The following is a 16,782-nucleotide window of genomic DNA, read 5'->3' on the forward strand; positions in this document are numbered from 1 at the left end:
CGGCTGTGGGGGGCCGTTCATCCCGGCCCGTCGGTCAGCGACAGGAATGGCATGGGCGGACGGCAAGGTAAAGCCGGCAGACCCCGTCCGACGGAGGTAGCGCTTCTTTCCGCCCCCGTCCTTGCACAGGATGCCCGCGCCCGCCTATAAGGGATTGGCGCGGACGGCATCGCCGTTCGCATTCCGATTTCCGATCCACCCATACCCCGGCGCCCCGACCCGATGATCCTGTCCTGTCCGTCCTGCGCAAAACGCTTCATGCTCGACGGGCGTCTTCTGGGTGCGGGCCGCAAGGTGAAATGCGGCCAGTGCGGGAACGTCTGGTTCGCTGAACCAAGCATGGCGGTGGCACCACCGCCGCCTTCCCGTCCCGCAGCAGCGCCGACACCTGCACAGCGCGCCCCCGCCGCACAACGTCCGGCAGCACCGGCAAAGGCACCGCTGGCCGTGGTGGAACGACCCGGTGCCGGCGGGGGCAGTGCGCCAGCAGGCCGTCCTGCGGCCCGCAACGCCGTCTCTCCCCCCCCACCGCCCCCGCCTCCCCCGCCGCCCATGGAGGAGCCACGTGGCAACCTGTTCGATGATCCGCCGAGCGATGATCTGGCTGGATTCGGGGATCTGGGCGGGGATGGCGACAGCGACGGATTCGATTCCAAGCGATTCGACGCCGACGCCGATGATATGGGGCTGGCACGACCCTTCCGGCCCCGCCCCATCCCGAAAGGTAGCAACCTGCCGGCCCTTCCCGGCCAGTCCAAGGCGCGCCGAGCCGCGATGGCGGCCTGGGCCGGACTGGTACTGGCCGTGGGCGGCATCGGGGCCGGGCTGTTCTATGGCAAGGACATGATCATCCAGGCCTGGCCCGCCGCCTTCCCGCTCTATGAAATGGCGGGGCTGGCGGAACTGCCGGGCACGGGCTTGTCGGAACCGGGTGACCCCAAGACCACCAAGGTTGAAATCCGCGACATCGAAGGCATCAACATGCTGTTCGTATCGGGAGAGATCGCCAACAAGTCCGACAGCCAGCGGGATGTGCCCGATATCCAGGCCGTGGCCGTGGGGGAAGACGGTAAGGAACTGTACGCCTGGCGCATCGTACCGCCCGTACGCCGCTTGTTCCCCAACCAGTCCACAAAGTTCGAGTCGCGGCGGCCCGAGAACCAGGGCACCCAGGCCAAGAGCATCAGCTTCCGCTATGTCGCGCCGGAAAAACCGACCGCACATTGACCATTCCAAACGCCAAAAGAAAAGGCCGCATCCTGGAGGATGCGGCCTTTTCATTTTGATCATCGGGGGCAGCCGGTCAGCGCGGCGCCAGAACCATGATCATCTGCTTGCCTTCCAGCTTCGGCATCTGTTCGACCTTACCCAGATCGTCCAGCGCCTCGCGCACCTTGACCAGCACGTTCATGCCGATGTCCTGGTGCGCCATTTCACGGCCACGGAAACGCATGGTGACCTTGACCTTGTCGCCCTCTTCCAGGAAGCGGCGCATAGCCTTCATCTTGATCTCGTAATCATGCTCGTCGATGTTCGGACGCAGCTTGATTTCCTTGACCTCGATGATCTTCTGCTTCTTGCGGGCCTCGTTGGCCTTCTTCTGCGCCTCGTACTTGTACTTGCCATAGTCGAGGATCTTGCAGACGGGCGGATCAGCGTTGGGGCTGACCTCGACAAGGTCAAGCCCTGCCTCTTCCGCGGCGTACAGGGCGTCGCGCAGGCTGACGACACCAACCATCTCGCCCTCGGCGTCAACCAGACGCACGGAGCGGACATTGATTTCGCGGTTGATGCGTGGACCGTCGCGTTGGGGTTCGCGGTCTTGGGAGGTAGGCCTGGCTATGGAAACTTCTCCTGTTTTCCTGGGATCGCCGCCCGGCGGCAGCTTTGGCGCGCGGGCGGGCGGCGGTCCGTTATTATACGGGGTTCGGGGTAGTTTTAGAACGCAGAATCGGTCGAGGACGTATCCGCGGGCGGACGCGCCTCTTCCGACAGATTAGCAATGGCCGCGTCAAGGGCAAGGATTTCCTGCGCATTGGAGCCAAGACGACGCACGGCGACGGTTCCCTGCTCCGCCTCACGCGCACCGACGACCAGCATGACGGGTACCTTCTGGAGCGAATGTTCGCGGACCTTCAGGTTGATCTTCTCGTTGCGGACGTCCAGCTCGACCCGCAGACCGGCCCGGCGCAGCTTGGCCGCCACCTGTTCGGCATAGGCATCGGCGTCCGACACGATGGTGGCCACCGTCACCTGGGTGGGCGCCAGCCAGAGCGGGAACTTGCCAGCATAATGTTCGATCATCATGCCGATAAAGCGTTCCAGGCTGCCCAGGATGGCCCGGTGCAGCATGACCGGCCGATGCTTGGCCCCATCCTGCCCGATATAGCTGGCGTCCAGCCGCTCCGGCAGCTGGAAATCCAGCTGCAAGGTGCCGCACTGCCAGGAGCGTCCGATGGCGTCGGTCAGGTGGAACTCCACTTTGGGGCCATAGAACGCGCCCTCACCGGGCAGCTCCTCGAACTCCAAACCGTTGGCGCGCAGAGCCACCCGCAGGCTTTCCTCGGCCTTGTCCCAGGTGGCATCGTCACCCAGACGGTTGTCGGGGCGCAGGGCCAGCTTCACCGCGATCTTGTCAAAGCCCAGGTCCTTATAGACGCCCAGCTGCAAGGCGAAATATTCCTTCGCCTCGCTGCCGACCTGATCTTCGGTACAGAAAATATGCGCATCATCCTGGGTGAAATTGCGCACGCGCAGGATACCGTGCAGGGCGCCCGACGGCTCATTGCGGTGGCAATTCCCAAACTCGGCCATGCGCAGCGGCAGGTCGCGATAGGACTTCAGGCCCTGGCGGAAAATCTGCACATGGGCGGGGCAGTTCATAGGCTTCACGCCCAGATACTTCTCCACCCCGTCCTCGGAAACCGATTCCCGGACCTTGAACATGTTGTCGCCATAAAGGTCCCAATGACCCGACGCCTTGAACAGGCTCGAATCATAGAGCTGCGGCGTGCGCACTTCGACATAGTTGGCGGTGACCAGTTTGGCGCGGATATAGTTTTCCAGCGACCGGTAAAGCGCCCAGCCCTTGGGGTGCCAGAACACCGACCCTGTCGCCTCTTCCTGCACATGGAACAGGTCCATTTCGCGGCCCAGCTTGCGATGGTCGCGCTTTTCGGCCTCTTCAATCTGGTGCAGGTGATCGGCCAGTTCCTTTTCGGTGCGCCAGGCCGTGCCATAGATACGCTGCAACATGGCGTTCTTGGCATCGCCGCGCCAATAGGCACCGGCCACCTTCATCAGCTTGAAAGCATGGCCGACCCGGCCCGTGGTGGGCAGGTGCGGGCCACGGCATAGGTCGTACCACTTGCCCTGACGATAGATGGTGATGGTTTCAGAGGCCGGCAGATCCTCGATGATCTGGGCCTTGTACTTCTCACCGATGGACTTGAAATGCTCGATGGCCTCGGTCCGGTCCCATTCCTCGCGCGTGAAGGGTCGGTTCTCGTCCACGATCTCGTGCATGCGCCTTTCGATCTTCACCAGATCGTCGGGCGTGAACGGCGTGTCACGCGCGAAATCATAGTAAAAGCCCGTGGCGATGGCCGGGCCGATCGTCACCTGCGTGCCGGGATACAGTTCCTGCACGGCTTCGGCCATGATGTGCGCGGCATCGTGCCGGATCAGCTCCAGCGCGTCGGCCTCGTTCTTGTCCGTGACGATCGCCAGATTGCAATCGGCCTGCAACGGCAGAGCCAAATCACGGACAACGCCGTCGATCTTCACGGCCAGGGCGGCCTTGGCGAGCGACTTGGCGATGGAGGCGGCCACGTCGGCCCCGGTAGTGCCCTGCGCATAGGTCCGCACGCTGCCATCGGGCAGCGTAATGGCAACCTGGACGCTGGAAACGGGCACTTCAGCCGACGACATGGCTTTTCCCCTGATAGGAGTTGGAAATAGATGGAGCGCGACTTTTGACCGGCGGGCACCTGCCGGTCAAGCGCGGTAGATGGGCGAATTTCACATGGAAGGGAAGGGGTTTCGGTAGGGAGCTACCTTAAAATCGCGCCTCAACCCCCAGCGTCCCCACCCAACCGCGCCGCCGGCCCTCATAGCGGACGGTATCCAGGCTGAGGCTGGTTTCATCCAGGATGCGCCAGGACAGGCCAGCGCCATAGGCGTCATAATCCTGGCTGATATCCGGGCTCACCCCCTGCCACCATAGGGCCGCACCATAAGGACCGTTCTCGTAAGAGGCCATCAGGGTGGTGCTGGTCGCGTCATCGCCATTCAAACGACCGCTGTCACCATCATCCACGTAGATCACGCTGCCCGAAAACCCGCCATACAGCGCCAGTGCCGCCAGCTTCAGGCTTTCAGTATCACCCAACAGGGGATTGCGGCTGTCGGCGGTGACATAGCCGGCGGCCAGTTCATAGGAAACAGCGTCGATATCGCCCTGGTAGTTCAGGCCGATCTCCCAGAGATCGCGATCGAAACGGCCTGGCGTCTGCTTGGCGATATCCTCCACCAGACTGTCGCGCTTTGGCGCATAGGACACACCCAAGCGCAGACCCATGACGCGCGGCGTCTCGTACAGCAGCTTGGTGGCATCATCACTGTCGCGGCCCAGATGGTCGATGGGTGGGGCCGTGCCGGCGATGCCGGTCCACATCCCATCCATCTGCCCACCCGCCAGCAGCGGCAGCAGATCGACGGCCCGCTTGGCCGCGCCATCCTCATCGCCGATGCGCAGCCGGCCCCAGGCTGAATTGACGGTTAGGAAGACCTCATTCACCGTCAACTGGTCGTTGCGCCCCGGCCGGTCCAGGCTTTTCTGATAATCGCCCGACCCCACGGTGGCGGTTAGCGACAGGCCAAGCCCGCTATCGGTGGTGATCGTCCCCTCCCCCGTCGCGGCATAGGCGCCGAAAATATCATGTCCCTCGCCGGAGCGCACGACGGCACCCTGTCCTACACCGCGCCCCGTGAACTCCACCGTTTCACCGGCGGCGGGGAACACGGCCAGCAAGCTGACGGCGGCGGTGCGGATGGCGCGGGACAGGCGGGGCAAGATCACATCCATATCGGCGATGGCGCACGGCCACGGGATTGACGGGGCGGACAGGAAGGGCTTTACGTGCGTGATGGGGCGAAAACAAGGCCGATGGCCCGCCAGGCCCCGATGAATTGCACGAGAAGCCAACCATGACCGATCCCGCCAACGATGTGGCCGCCAACCTAGCTGAGATCAAGGCCCGCATCGACAAAGCCGCCGCAGAGGCCGGGCGCCCGGCCGGTGCTGCCCGCCTGATAGCAGTGTCCAAGGTGCAGCCTGTGGAAAAGCTGGAGTCGGCCCTGTCCGCCGGCCACCGGCTGTTCGGGGAGAACCGGGTGCAGGAGGCGAAAGCCAAGTTCCCCGGCGCGCGTGAACGCTATCCCGATATCGAACTGCATTTGATCGGGCCGTTGCAGACCAACAAAGTCAAGGAAGCCGTCTCCCTGTTCGATGTGATCCAGACGCTCGACCGCCCCAAACTGGCCGCCGCCCTGGCCGAGGAAGGGCGCAAACAGGGCCGCCTGCCCCGCCTGTTCGTGGAGGTGAATGTGGGGGCGGAACCGCAGAAGGCCGGCATCGCACCGGCCGACCTGGCCGCCTTTCTGGATGAATGCCGCGATGTTCATGGCCTCACCATTGACGGCCTGATGTGCATACCGCCCGCCGATCAGGAACCGGCCCCCTTCTTCGCCCTGCTCTCCGATCTGGCCCAACGTCACGGCCTTCGCGAGGTATCGATGGGCATGAGCGGGGATTACGAGTTGGCGGTGCGCCTGGGTGCCAGCTTCGTGCGCGTCGGCACAGCGATTTTCGGGGAGCGGATCAAGCCGGGCACTCATGCCTAACGGGTTGCCCGATTTCCGCGACTGGTCCTTCCTGGCACACGGCAGTGAGGATCAGCGCCGGGCCTTCGCAATCCTGTCGCAACACCGCCCGTTTGACCGGCTGAAAGGTGCCGACAGCGCGCTCGTCGGCACCTTTCCCATCGACATTGCCGTCGATGGCTCCGACCTCGACATACTGGTCGCCGCCGCCCCCGCCCGCTTCGCCGCCGTGCTGGACGCTGGATTCGGCCTGGAAGCAGGCTATACGCGCCGCCAGACACAGGTGACCGACGGCCCCGCCCTGGTAGCTGCCTTTGCGCTGGACGGTCTGCCTGTCGAGATTTTCGTGCAGGATGTTCCACTGGAGCGGCAGATGGGCTGGCGGCATATGCTGGTAGAGGCACGGTTGCTGTCACTGGACCCCAGCCTGCGCCCGGCGATCCGGGCACTGAAACAGGCCGGTATGAAAACCGAACCGGCCTTTGCACACATGCTGCATCTGCCGGGCGATCCCTATCGGGCGCTGCTGACCCTGGAAGCGCACAACGATACAGCCTTGATCCAGCTGCTGTCACAACGCCGGTCCGCCATGCCGAAACAGGGGTGATTAAAAAGCTTGCGGGATCGGATCGAGGTCATTATGTTCCGCGCCCATCCAGTGCGGAGGGGTGGCCGAGTGGTTGAAGGCGCTCGCCTGGAAAGCGGGTATACGTCAAAAGCGTATCGTGAGTTCGAATCTCATCCCCTCCGCCATTTTCTCGCTAAGGCGATGAAAAATAGGCCTCTTGGAAAAGCTCCAGGAGGCTTTTGGCATTTTGCACCACCCTCGCTACCGAACGCAGGGCGCGGATAACACTTGCCGCCATGGCCGTTTTGGACGAGTTGCAAAACCTTCGGGCAGAAAAATGCATTGCGCGCGCTGGTCGCATGACAGCTTTGGGCGTCGGGCCTTCCGGCTCTTTCTGAAGCCGTCCCAACAGACCCGACCTTCATGCGGCTGGTGCGAAAAGTTCAACGGAGGTAAAAGGCCCCCGCTTGAGGTGGCGGCCCGCCATGCTACTTCCTGATAAGCCCGCTGCTAGCGGCGACCCATCCGCCCACTGACTTTAGGCTGCTCGCCATGAGATCAAAAACGGTGATCGTAACTGGCGCTGCCAAGCGCCTTGGGCGGGCCATAACGATGCACTTGGCGCGGGCGGGATGGGATGTGGCCATTCACTACGGGACATCCCGGTCAGACGCAGAATCTGTCGCCCAAGAAGTGGAGCAACTGGGCCGCCGGGCGGCCCTGATTCAGGCCGATCTGGCAGCACCGGATGTCGGCATCCAGGTTGTGAGTGCGGCACAGGCCGCCTTGGGCCCAATTCGGGCGTTGGTGAACAGCGCATCGGTATTTGAATTCGATGAGGCGGACAGCTTCAAGGCTGAAAACTGGGATCATGCCTTTGCCGTCAATCTGCGTGCCCCCACGCTCTTGTCCCAGGCATTCGCCAATCAGGGCGAAAGCCTGGAAGACAGGTGCATAGTGAATATTCTGGACCAGAAAATTTCAAATCTTAACCCCGATTTCTTCAGCTACACGGCAACCAAGCTCGCCCTTGAAGGGGTCACCCGCCTTAGCGCAATGGCGTGGCAAGGCCGTGTCAGGGTTCTGGCAATTGCACCCGGGCTTTGTCTGCCCAGCGGTGACCAGACGGAAGAAGATTTCCAGACAGCCCATGCGACCGCACCACTCGGTCGCGGCTGCACGCCCGCTGATATTTCGGCACTCGTCGCATACTGCCTTGAGGCGCCTTTGATGTCTGGCCGAACAATCACGGTGGACGGCGGACAACATTTGCAGCCACGCAATCGAGACGTGATGTTTGAAGCCCGTGCGGAGCAAAAGCTATGAGGACGTGCCCTATATGCCGGGGCCCCGCCAAAAATATCCTCGCCAAGGAGTTCAATGTATCCTGCGGGGATTACTTCGAGGGCCATCGCCTGTACGAAGATAACATAGGCTCCTTTTGTCTACATGCCTGCGGTCTGTGCGATTTCGCATGGTACCCGGAATTTGAGGCATGGAGCGACAGCGACTTCCTTGCCCGCATCTATAATGGTGATTATCGCCTCTGCGACCCGCCGTTTGAGTATGAGAGGCCGGCAAGCCTGGCAAACTGGCTAAACTCATTCCTCGGCTTCCGCACATTGCTGGATTTCGGCGGTGGGCAGGGGACGCTCGCACATATGCTACGAAGCAATGGCAAGCTGGCTAACGTTTACGACCCCTACTATGGCAATACCACCCGCCCGCACGGCATGTATGACATCGTCACTGCGTTTGAGGTTATGGAGCATGTACCCGACCAGGATTGGTTAATCGGCTCCCTCTTGGCCTCATGTTCTGATACCGGAGTGCTGATTATATCGACCCTTCTGCGAACAGAGATAGGCAATCAAGACTGGTGGTATGCATCGCCTCGGAATGGCCATTGCTGTTTCCATTCCGCCAAAAGCTTGAAAATGCTTATGGATAAACATCACCTATACTTCCATTCGTTGAGCGATGAGCTTCATATAGTGGCAAGGAGCGTCAGGTCCTTGGATCTCTATAGGGGACTCGAAGCTCCGCGCATCAGCGGCAAACCGAAATTCAAGTTCGCCCGGCCGTGGTCAGAAATGGAGCCCATTTAGGAGCGTTTGCGGAAAATCTCGATTCCAGCGCCTGCCGTCTCATTGAAAATGCCCGGCTTGAGAATGGACACGCATACTGCATCAACGCGTGCATCACGGAAGCATTCAACGATAAGCGCCTCTGCCAGAGTCTCCAGGTAAGGAGTGTGGGGGCGCTTGTTCCAGCTCAAAATGAAGGACCGGATGGGGTCATAATCGACAATTCCACCGCCCTCAAACCCACTGGCATCTGCATAGCCCTTGCAATACATATCCACGTTAACAGCTAGGCGGTTGGGCCGTTCTGGAAACTGTTCCCAAGGATGAATGCCTACGCTACAGTCAACAGTAACGTTCAGAAGCCGCACGCGCAGGTAGTTCTGCGCGTCTTCCAAATTACACAAGGCGTTACCATAAGATGTGATTCCGTTCAATTTTTTCTCCGATTCTATCTTACAAAGCCCTATCGCGACATTAAGAACCCAAGCCGTCGCTGATAGTGTGGAGCCTGCGTCAGGCAGAGGGGTCAGCAGCGCCGGTATCGGCCTCAAAATTCCATTCTGACAATATGGCCCGAAGCATAAACATCAAGTCCTGACAGAAATAAAGTTGTTCCGCAGGATCCCAAAGGAAGTCTGGCGCAAGCTGTCTGGCAAGTACGATGGCACAGTACCTGTTACCGTCGAAAACCCTTTCAATTGGTGCTGGATTTATGCTGTAGCCGGCAGACTTCGCTCCAACCAGCGTATTCTTTAGCGGATCTGCGATATGAGACACAGCTTCGTCACCGGCATTCTTCTCACCGATTTCAGCCAAGCACGACACCAGCTTCTTGACCTTGCAATAATGTGCCTCCGGGATGCATATATTCACATTTGCGCGCTTTACGATCAGCTCCACTCGCAAATAAATTTCTTTCCCTTCGGACAACAGCCGATAATCGGCGAAGCAATCTCCCCGCACATGGCATATCTCGATACAAGTCTTCGGCCTATCCTTTAGCAGCATATCTGCCGACGAGCGGCGGTCAGAGAAAGAAACCGACCGCAGAATGGAATTCAGAAATCCTGTTTCATGCTGATAAGGCTTGAAGACTTTCTTCTTATGCTCAACGACTTTTGAGAGTTCGCGCGGAATTTTGTCTATGAGCACGGACTGTGTCCGGTCAATGAGGGCCTCGCCCCCTGAATGGGCAAATTGCAAAAACACCAAAATAAGAATGATTGGAAGCAGGACGGCAAGCAGCTGGGATCCCGCGACAACCCAGAATTCTCTATTGTCACCCAACCCTTTTTGAATGACATACATGTTTAAGGCTAAAATAATTACAGCCGCCAGAAACCCGGTTATTTTAAGCTTTACGGGTATTGTGGCGATACGAACATTCTGAAGGAGATCGTTAGACATATTCCGCGTGATCCATTTCGCGATGACAGAGTGTAAAACCCATTAAGACTGCGTCAGTCCTGGCTTTTTTTATTGCAATCTGTCCCATTCCGGCAGTCTTCACGTTTGCATGGGAGGCTCCGAAACAAAAACTGTCAAGTTTTTAAGCATTCACGTCTAGCGCTGGCAGCTTGCATGAGTCAGATGCGACATGGGGCCGGACCGACGGTGGCGGTGTAGATCGCATCCCACTGCGGCATCAACACACTACACCGTCAAAGGCCCTCCGCCATTTCGCGTATTCCGGGCCACGCAAATCCCAGTTAGACTCTGTGAAAATTCCGCCCGAACCCAACGGGCACGCCACCGCCGCGTTCACTTTCCTCACTAGTGCCAATCTGGAGAGTTCTGCCGATGCTGCGTGATCTGCCCATAACCCCGAAGCTGGGCCTTGCGTCCTTGCTGTTCCTGGTGCCTGTGGCCTTCCTGCTCTGGGCGTTGGTCGCAAAACAAGGTGAGGCCATTGGCTTTGCCGAGAAGGAACAGCAGGGCACGCTTTACCTGCGCGGGCTGGCACAGGTGCAGATGACGCTCGCCAAGGCAGAAATTGCAGGCAGCGGCGTGGATGGCAAGGCCCTGGCCGATCAGGTGAAGAAGCTGGACAGCCAGTATGGTGAAGGGATGGAGGCCGCCACCCAGGTCAAGGACACCGTGGCCGCCCTGGGTGCCGGTACGGCGACGGGCCCGGCCCGCACGGCCCTGCGCGCCCTGATCACGCGGGTGGGTGACAAGTCTAACCTGATCCTGGACCCTGATCTGGACAGCTACTACGTCATGGATCTGGCGCTGATCAAGCTGCCGGACCTGCTGGACCAGACCAGCGCCATGTACAGCCTGACCCACAAGCTCTACGCCGATGGCAGCGTCAGCGCAGAGGAGAAGGTCGATCTCTATGTCTCGCTGGGCGGGCTGAAGGCCGTGGCCGACGGGTCGGGCAATTCGGTGAAGGCCGCCATCGATGCCAGCGCCGATGGCAGCGTCGCCAAGGCCCTGACCAAGCCCGACGCCGATGTTCAGGCCGCCTTCAAGGCCCTGCTGACCCAGGCGGAGGCACAGGCCCTGGACATCACGGCCACCAACGCCGCCCTGGCCCGCATCGACGCGCTGTATGCCGCCGGCTCCGCCGACCTGTCGCGCCTGCTGGATACGCGCATCGGCAAGTTCCACAAGGAGCAGATCATCACGCTGGCCGTCACGGCCCTGCTGTTCGCCATCGCGGCGGGGGCCGTGCTGTTCGTGGTCCTGCGCTACATCATCGCGCCCTTGGGGCAGCTGACCCGGTCCATGGGACAGCTGGCCGACGGCGACCTGACGGTGCAGGTGGCCTTCGCCGAACAGAAGGATGAGGTGGGAGCCCTGGCCCGCGCCATGGCCGTGTTCAAGGCCAATGCACTGCGCAACCGTGAGCTGGAAGAAGCGCAGCAGCGCGAGCAGGAGGCCCGCGCCCGGCGTCAGGCCTCGCTGGAGGAACTGGTGCGTGACTTCCAGATGGCCGTCAGCGGTCAGCTGCGCACCTTCGCAAGTGCGTCGACCGAGTTGGAGGCGACGGCCCGCAACCTGTCCCATCAGGCGGACGAGACCACCAACCGCACCGGCATTGCGGGCCAAAGCGCCGACCGCGCCACCCAGAACGCCCAGACCGTCGCCGCCGCGACCGAGGAACTGGCCGCGTCCAGTGCCGAGATCGGGGCACAGATCGAACGCACCTCTCTGACCACCAAGGAAGCGGTTGCAGAGGCGGACAAGGCGCGCGGCGTGGTGGATGAACTGGCCAGCGTCGTGGACGGCGTCGGTGCCGTGGTTGATTTCATCCATGCCATCGCGGCCCAGACCAACCTGCTGGCCCTGAACGCCACCATCGAGGCGGCCCGCGCCGGAGAGGCCGGCAAGGGCTTCGCCGTAGTCGCGTCAGAGGTGAAGAACCTGGCCAGCCAGACGGCCAAGGCCACGGACGAGATCCAGGAAAAGGTCAATGCCGTGAAGGGGGCCGCCGGTCATGCGGTGGGCATCATCTCCACCATCGCCCGCATCATCGGGGAGGTGGATGGCAATTCCGGTGCCATCGCATCCGCCGTCACCGAACAGGGTGCCGCCACGGACGAGATTGCCCGCAACGTGACAGAGGCCGCCGACCGCACCCGCGAGGTGACGGAAAGCCTGGGTGGCGTGCGCGAAAGTGCCGAATTCACCAAGGTCGCCTCCACCCAGCTTCTGGCCGCCGCCGGCGACCTGTCGCAGCAGTCCGAACGGCTGCGCGCTGATGTGGAGGAATTCCTCTGCGCCATGCAGAAGGCCGGCGAACGACGCCAGTTCGAACGCCGCCCCTGCACTTTGCACGGTGAGCTGACGGCCCACGGTCTGCGCGGCAAGATCGACCGGTTCGACGTCACCCTGACCGATATCGGCCTGGGCGGCTGCGCCCTGACCGGTGCCTCTGTGCCGGCGGGGACAGAGGTTGAACTGCGCCTGTCCGGTCAGTCCCTGCCCGGCCGCGTGATCCAACAGGAAGGCGACCGCCTGCGCCTGCAATTCCGCCTCAACGACCAGACCAGCGACACGGTGGAGCGGCTGCTGGCGGCGTGAGGGAGCGACGTCTTCAACAACAAATGGCGACCCCGGTCACCCGGGGCCGCCATCATCCTTCAACACCGCCCCCGCTTACTTCACATCAAAGCGGTCGGCATTCATCACCTTGGTCCAGGCGGCGACGAAGTCGTTCACGAACTTCGCCTCGCCATCGCTGCTGCCATAAACCTCGGCGAGCGCGCGCAGTTGGGAGTTGGAACCGAAGACCAGATCGACGCGGGTGGCTGTCCATTTGATGGACCCGTTGGTGCGGTCGCGGCCTTCATACACACCCTGGGTGCCGTCGGTGGCGTTCCAGACCGTGCTGGCATCCAGCAGGTTGACGAAGAAATCGTTGGACAACACGCCCGGACGCTTGGTGAACACCCCGTGCTGTGCCCCGCCGGTATTGGCGTTTAGCGCGCGCATGCCGCCCACCAGCACCGTCATTTCCGGAGCCGTCAGCGTCAGAAGCTGGGCCTTGTCGACCAGCATTTCTTCCGCCGGCACCGAATACTCAGTTTTCAGATAGTTGCGGAAACCATCGGCCACCGGTTCCAGCACCGCGAAGCTTTCCACGTCTGTCTGATCCTGGCTGGCATCCATGCGACCCGGCGTGAAGGGCACCGTAACGGCATGGCCGGCATCAGCGGCGGCCTTCTCCACCGCCGCAACACCACCCAGCACGATCAGGTCGGCCAGCGACACCTTTTTGCCGCCCGCTGAACTGCCATTGAACCCTGCCTGGATGCCTTCCAGCACGCCCAGAACCTTGGCCAGCTGCGCCGGCTGGTTCACGACCCAGTCCTTCTGCGGGGCCAGACGGACGCGGGCGCCATTGGCCCCACCGCGCTTGTCGGAGCCCCGGAAGGTGGAAGCCGACGCCCAGGCCGCACCCACCAGTTCCGGCACCGACAGGCCGGACGCCAGGATGCTGGCCTTCAGCGTCGCAATATCGGCGGCGTCGATCAGAGGGTGATCAACGGCGGGGATCGGGTCCTGCCAGATCAGGTCTTCGGCAGGCACTTCCGGCCCCAGATACAGGCTCTTGGGACCCGAATCGCGGTGGGTCAGCTTGAACCAGGCGCGGGCGAAAGCGTCCGCGAACTCTTCCGGGTTGGCGCGGAACCGCTTGGAGATTTCCAGATAGGCCGGATCGGTGCGCAGCGCCATGTCTGCCGTCGTCATCATGGGCGCGTGGCGCTTTGTCGGGTCGTGCGCGTCGGGAACAGTCGTGGCCGCCGCCGGGTCCTTAGGCTTCCACTGGTGCGCGCCCGCCGGGCTCTTGGTCAGTTCCCATTCGTCATAGCCCAGCAGCGTGTCGAAATAGGAGTTGTCCCACTGCGTCGGCGTGGGCGTCCAGGCACCCTCGATACCGCTGGTGATGGTATGCACGCCCTTGCCGGTGCCCAGGCTGTTCAGCCAGCCAAGTCCCATGGCCTCCAACGGCGCGCCTTCCGGCTCCGGCCCGACATGGGCGGGGTCGCCGGCACCATGGGCCTTGCCGAACGTATGGCCGCCGGCCACCAGGGCCACGGTTTCCTCGTCATTCATAGCCATGCGGGCAAAGGTCTCGCGAATGTCGCGGCCTGACGCCATCGGGTCCGGGTTGCCGTTCGGCCCTTCCGGGTTCACATAGATCAGGCCCATCTGCACCGCGGCCAGCGGGTTTTCCAGGTCGCGATCCCCGCTATAGCGCTTGTCGCCCAGCCAGGTGTCTTCCTTGCCCCAATAGATATCTTCTTCCGGCTCCCACACGTCCGGGCGGCCGCCGCCAAAGCCGAAGGTCTTGAAACCCATCGATTCCAGGGCGACATTGCCGGCCAGGATCATCAGATCGGCCCAGGAAATGGCCTTGCCATATTTCTGCTTGATGGGCCAGAGCAGGCGGCGCGCCTTGTCCAGGTTGCCATTGTCGGGCCAGGAATTCAGCGGCGCGAAACGCTGCGTGCCCGATCCCGCCCCGCCGCGCCCGTCCGACGTGCGATAGGTGCCGGCGCTGTGCCAGGCCATGCGGATGAACAGGCCGCCATAATGGCCGTAATCGGCGGGCCACCAATCCTGGCTGTCGGTCATCAGCGCCGTCAGATCGGCCTTCAGCGCTGCGTAATCCAGGCCCTTGAACGCCTCCGCATAGTTAAACCGGCCGCCAAACGGGTCGGACAGGGCCGTGTTCTGGTGCAGTATCTTCAGGTTCAGCTGGTTGGGCCACCAGTCACGGTTGGATCGGCCACCAAAGGTGGCGTTGGGACGAATCCCATGCAGCACAGGGCACTTGGCAGCGCTCCCCGAATTATTCCCGTCCATTCTTATCTCCTGTCATGGATCGATTACGGCGGTAGCGGGCACGAAAGAGTTCGCCGCGCACAAGCGGCGTCGCGCCCATCAGGACGTCAGATTTCGGTATTGGTGAACATATCGACCGGCCCCGGCATTTCCCGCCGGACCGGCGCACAAAGCCCCCTGCCGTTCCGGTAACCCGGAACCCGCGATCCATCGGGGTGATGTGACGCGACGCGGTTGGGACATGGGGGCTCCTCATCCTCGCGAACTAAGACTTAGCAAATTTATGTGATAAGATTAAGTCGGATTTTCTGATTGCGTTAATAAGGTGTACTTATGACTAACCTGACATTGAAGCAGCTTCGCTATTTCGATGCGCTGGCGCGGCTAGGTCATTTCGGGCGCGCGGCAGATGATTGCGCCATCTCACAACCCGCCCTGTCGATGCAGATCAAGGAACTGGAGGAGGGGTTGGGGGCACCCCTGTTTGAGCGCGGGCCCCGCCAAATCTGGCTGACCGGGTTCGGGGAGGAATTCGCCGCCCGCGCACGCGACATCCTGCGGTCGGTTGATGAGCTGGGCGATCTTGCCCGCGCCGCGCGCGATCAATTGGCCGGGCGGCTGCGTATCGGCGTCATCCCCACGGTGGCCCCCTACCTGCTGCCATCCATCATCGGCGACCTGACCCGTATGAATGCCGACCTGGACATTCATGTGCGCGAAACGGTGACGCCCAAGCTGCTGCATGAGCTGCTCGAAGGGCGATTGGATACCGCCGTCGTCGCCCTGCCCGTGTCGGAACCATCCCTGACGGAGGTGGCCTTGTTCGACGAAAACTTTGTACTGGTCCGCCCGGCGGAGGAGGAGGGCAAGCCCGTACCCAGCCCCGAGGCGCTGCGCGAAATGCGCCTGCTGCTGCTGGAGGAGGGGCATTGCTTCCGCGATCAGGCCCTGTCCTTCTGCAACATGAACAGCGCCCTGCCGCGCGAATTGCTGGACGGGTCGTCCCTCTCCACCCTGGTGCAGATGGTGGGGGCCGGCATTGGCGTCACCCTGATCCCGGAAATGGCGGTGGGGGTGGAGACCAAATCCGCCGCCGTTTCCATCGCCCGCTTTAAGGACCCGGAACCGTCGCGCACCATCGGCATGGTCTGGCGCAAATCCAGCCCACTCTCGAAGCAGCTCCTCGACATCGCCGACCTCGTACGCCGGTCGGGGGAGGCCCAACGGGCGAAGCATGCTGCGTAGGTCAGGTCGAGCCAGCGGCGAACCCTGACAGAAACGGCTTTTAATCCAATGCTGTCAGGGCGAGGCGCCGCCTCGACCTGACCTACGACGACGCCTGTGCTTGCGGCAAACCCTACCCCGCAAACCGGTTCAGGTTCGCCCGCAACCGCTGGATATTGTCGCGCAGTTCGGTGATTTCCTCCAACCCCATGCCCACGGCCTGGGTCAAGTGCTCGAAGAAATCGACCGTCTGGTCCTTCAGGTCGCGGCCGCTGTCGGTCAGGCGGATCAGAACCTGGCGTTCGTCGGCGGGGTTGCGTTCACGCCGCACATGGCCCGCCGCCTCCAACCGCTTCAGCAGCGGGGTCAGGGTGCTGCTTTCCAGGAACAGCTGTTCGCCGATCTGGCCCACCGTCTGCCCATCCCTCTCCCACAACAGCACCATGACCAGATATTGCGGATAGGTCAGGCCCAGCCGGTCCAGCAGCGGCTTATACACGCGCGTGAAGGCGTGGCTGGCGGAATAGAGCGAGAAGCAGATGAAATCGCCCAGTTTCAGGGCGGGAGCGTCGGACATGGCGGCACCTGTGGGGCATGCGGGTGGGGGTTAAGCGCTGATGACCTTCCATATTGCATCGCACACGATATGATCGCAGGCGCTTTTGCTGCATGGCCGCCATCTGTTTAAATATATCGTACACGATTAAATCGGACGATATTAAT

14 protein-coding genes and 1 tRNA gene are annotated in these 16,782 nt (G+C 61.8%); 8 read left to right on the plus strand and 7 right to left on the minus strand.

Features of this window, described 5'->3' with window-relative positions; genetic code table 11:
* Positions 1–222: 222 nt before the first annotated feature.
* The gene (locus C0V82_RS10165) at positions 223–1,227 is read left to right on the plus strand and encodes a zinc-ribbon domain-containing protein (RefSeq protein ID WP_102112241.1); all 1,005 of its coding nucleotides are present in this window, start codon (positions 223–225) and stop codon (positions 1,225–1,227) included.
* Between the two features lie 76 nt (positions 1,228–1,303).
* Here C0V82_RS10165 and infC read toward each other — a convergent pair whose 3' ends face one another.
* The 3 genes from infC to C0V82_RS10180 all read right to left on the minus strand — a co-directional run bounded on the left by infC (position 1,304) and on the right by C0V82_RS10180 (position 5,074).
* On the minus strand, positions 1,304–1,843 hold the full coding sequence (infC, locus tag C0V82_RS10170) for a translation initiation factor IF-3 (protein WP_102112242.1): 540 nt from the start codon (positions 1,841–1,843) through the stop codon (positions 1,304–1,306).
* Between the two features lie 95 nt (positions 1,844–1,938).
* A complete protein-coding gene (gene thrS, locus C0V82_RS10175; protein WP_102112243.1) occupies positions 1,939–3,930 on the minus strand; it encodes a threonine--tRNA ligase in 1,992 nt (663 codons plus the stop codon).
* 127 nt (positions 3,931–4,057) lie between these two features.
* The gene (locus C0V82_RS10180) at positions 4,058–5,074 is read right to left on the minus strand and encodes a porin (protein WP_158659850.1); all 1,017 of its coding nucleotides are present in this window, start codon (positions 5,072–5,074) and stop codon (positions 4,058–4,060) included.
* 134 nt (positions 5,075–5,208) lie between these two features.
* Between C0V82_RS10180 and C0V82_RS10185 the strand changes: the two genes are divergently transcribed.
* The 5 genes from C0V82_RS10185 to C0V82_RS27905 all read left to right on the plus strand — a co-directional run bounded on the left by C0V82_RS10185 (position 5,209) and on the right by C0V82_RS27905 (position 8,559).
* On the plus strand, positions 5,209–5,904 hold the full coding sequence (locus C0V82_RS10185; RefSeq protein ID WP_102112245.1) for a YggS family pyridoxal phosphate-dependent enzyme: 696 nt from the start codon (positions 5,209–5,211) through the stop codon (positions 5,902–5,904).
* Positions 5,897–6,490, plus strand: a complete 594-nt coding sequence (locus C0V82_RS10190; RefSeq protein ID WP_102112246.1) for a DUF4269 domain-containing protein — start codon at positions 5,897–5,899, stop codon at positions 6,488–6,490. The genes C0V82_RS10185 and C0V82_RS10190 overlap by 8 nt, the downstream gene beginning before the upstream one ends.
* A gap of 55 nt (positions 6,491–6,545) precedes the next feature.
* A tRNA-Ser gene (locus C0V82_RS10195) sits at positions 6,546–6,636 on the plus strand.
* Positions 6,637–7,003: 367 nt separating this feature from the next.
* Complete coding sequence (locus C0V82_RS10200; protein ID WP_102112247.1) at positions 7,004–7,777, plus strand: SDR family oxidoreductase; 774 nt, start codon at positions 7,004–7,006, stop codon at positions 7,775–7,777.
* The gene (locus tag C0V82_RS27905; RefSeq protein WP_102112248.1) at positions 7,774–8,559 is read left to right on the plus strand and encodes a class I SAM-dependent methyltransferase; all 786 of its coding nucleotides are present in this window, start codon (positions 7,774–7,776) and stop codon (positions 8,557–8,559) included. The genes C0V82_RS10200 and C0V82_RS27905 overlap by 4 nt, the downstream gene beginning before the upstream one ends.
* Here C0V82_RS27905 and C0V82_RS10210 read toward each other — a convergent pair.
* Both C0V82_RS10210 and C0V82_RS10215 read right to left on the minus strand, forming a co-directional pair.
* A complete protein-coding gene (locus C0V82_RS10210; protein ID WP_158659851.1) occupies positions 8,556–8,972 on the minus strand; it encodes a dihydroneopterin aldolase in 417 nt (138 codons plus the stop codon). The genes C0V82_RS27905 and C0V82_RS10210 overlap by 4 nt on opposite strands.
* A 79-nt stretch (positions 8,973–9,051) precedes the next feature.
* Positions 9,052–9,945: a hypothetical protein gene (locus tag C0V82_RS10215; protein WP_102112250.1), complete on the minus strand. Its 894-nt coding sequence runs from the start codon at positions 9,943–9,945 to the stop codon at positions 9,052–9,054.
* A gap of 393 nt (positions 9,946–10,338) precedes the next feature.
* On the opposite strand from C0V82_RS10215, the gene C0V82_RS10220 reads away from it, so the two are divergent.
* The gene (locus tag C0V82_RS10220) at positions 10,339–12,567 is read left to right on the plus strand and encodes a methyl-accepting chemotaxis protein (RefSeq protein ID WP_102112251.1); all 2,229 of its coding nucleotides are present in this window, start codon (positions 10,339–10,341) and stop codon (positions 12,565–12,567) included.
* 75 nt (positions 12,568–12,642) lie between these two features.
* Here C0V82_RS10220 and katG read toward each other — a convergent pair whose 3' ends face one another.
* Positions 12,643–14,856 carry a catalase/peroxidase HPI gene (katG, locus tag C0V82_RS10225; RefSeq protein WP_102112252.1) on the minus strand — a complete coding sequence of 738 codons (2,214 nt, stop codon included), beginning with the start codon at positions 14,854–14,856 and terminating at the stop codon, positions 12,643–12,645.
* A gap of 312 nt (positions 14,857–15,168) precedes the next feature.
* Here katG and C0V82_RS10230 point away from each other — a divergent pair, with 312 nt between their 5' ends.
* Positions 15,169–16,080, plus strand: coding sequence for a hydrogen peroxide-inducible genes activator (locus C0V82_RS10230; RefSeq protein WP_102112253.1), 912 nt, complete (start codon positions 15,169–15,171; stop codon positions 16,078–16,080).
* A 112-nt stretch (positions 16,081–16,192) separates the two neighbouring features.
* Here the strand turns inward: C0V82_RS10230 and C0V82_RS10235 are convergent, their stop codons facing one another.
* On the minus strand, positions 16,193–16,636 hold the full coding sequence (locus tag C0V82_RS10235; protein ID WP_102112254.1) for a MarR family winged helix-turn-helix transcriptional regulator: 444 nt from the start codon (positions 16,634–16,636) through the stop codon (positions 16,193–16,195).
* Positions 16,637–16,782 lie beyond the last annotated feature (146 nt).

Source organism: Niveispirillum cyanobacteriorum (genome assembly GCF_002868735.1).
GTDB classification, from domain to species: Bacteria; Pseudomonadota; Alphaproteobacteria; order Azospirillales; family Azospirillaceae; genus Niveispirillum; species Niveispirillum cyanobacteriorum.

Bases quoted from the DNA above. Each gene is read 5' to 3' on its own strand.
- C0V82_RS10220 (WP_102112251.1), top strand. From the start codon at position 10,339: ATGCTGCGTGATCTGCCCATAACCCCGAAGCTGGGCCTTGCGTCCTTG.
- C0V82_RS10200 (WP_102112247.1), top strand. From the start codon at position 7,004: ATGAGATCAAAAACGGTGATCGTAACTGGCGCTGCCAAGCGCCTTGGG.
- C0V82_RS10165 (WP_102112241.1), top strand. From the start codon at position 223: ATGATCCTGTCCTGTCCGTCCTGCGCAAAACGCTTCATGCTCGACGGG.
- C0V82_RS10235 (WP_102112254.1), bottom strand. From the start codon at position 16,636: ATGTCCGACGCTCCCGCCCTGAAACTGGGCGATTTCATCTGCTTCTCG.
- C0V82_RS10185 (WP_102112245.1), top strand. From the start codon at position 5,209: ATGACCGATCCCGCCAACGATGTGGCCGCCAACCTAGCTGAGATCAAG.
- C0V82_RS27905 (WP_102112248.1), top strand. From the start codon at position 7,774: ATGAGGACGTGCCCTATATGCCGGGGCCCCGCCAAAAATATCCTCGCC.
- katG (WP_102112252.1), bottom strand. From the start codon at position 14,856: ATGGACGGGAATAATTCGGGGAGCGCTGCCAAGTGCCCTGTGCTGCAT.
- C0V82_RS10190 (WP_102112246.1), top strand. From the start codon at position 5,897: ATGCCTAACGGGTTGCCCGATTTCCGCGACTGGTCCTTCCTGGCACAC.
- C0V82_RS10230 (WP_102112253.1), top strand. From the start codon at position 15,169: ATGACTAACCTGACATTGAAGCAGCTTCGCTATTTCGATGCGCTGGCG.
- C0V82_RS10215 (WP_102112250.1), bottom strand. From the start codon at position 9,945: ATGTCTAACGATCTCCTTCAGAATGTTCGTATCGCCACAATACCCGTA.
- thrS (WP_102112243.1), bottom strand. From the start codon at position 3,930: ATGTCGTCGGCTGAAGTGCCCGTTTCCAGCGTCCAGGTTGCCATTACG.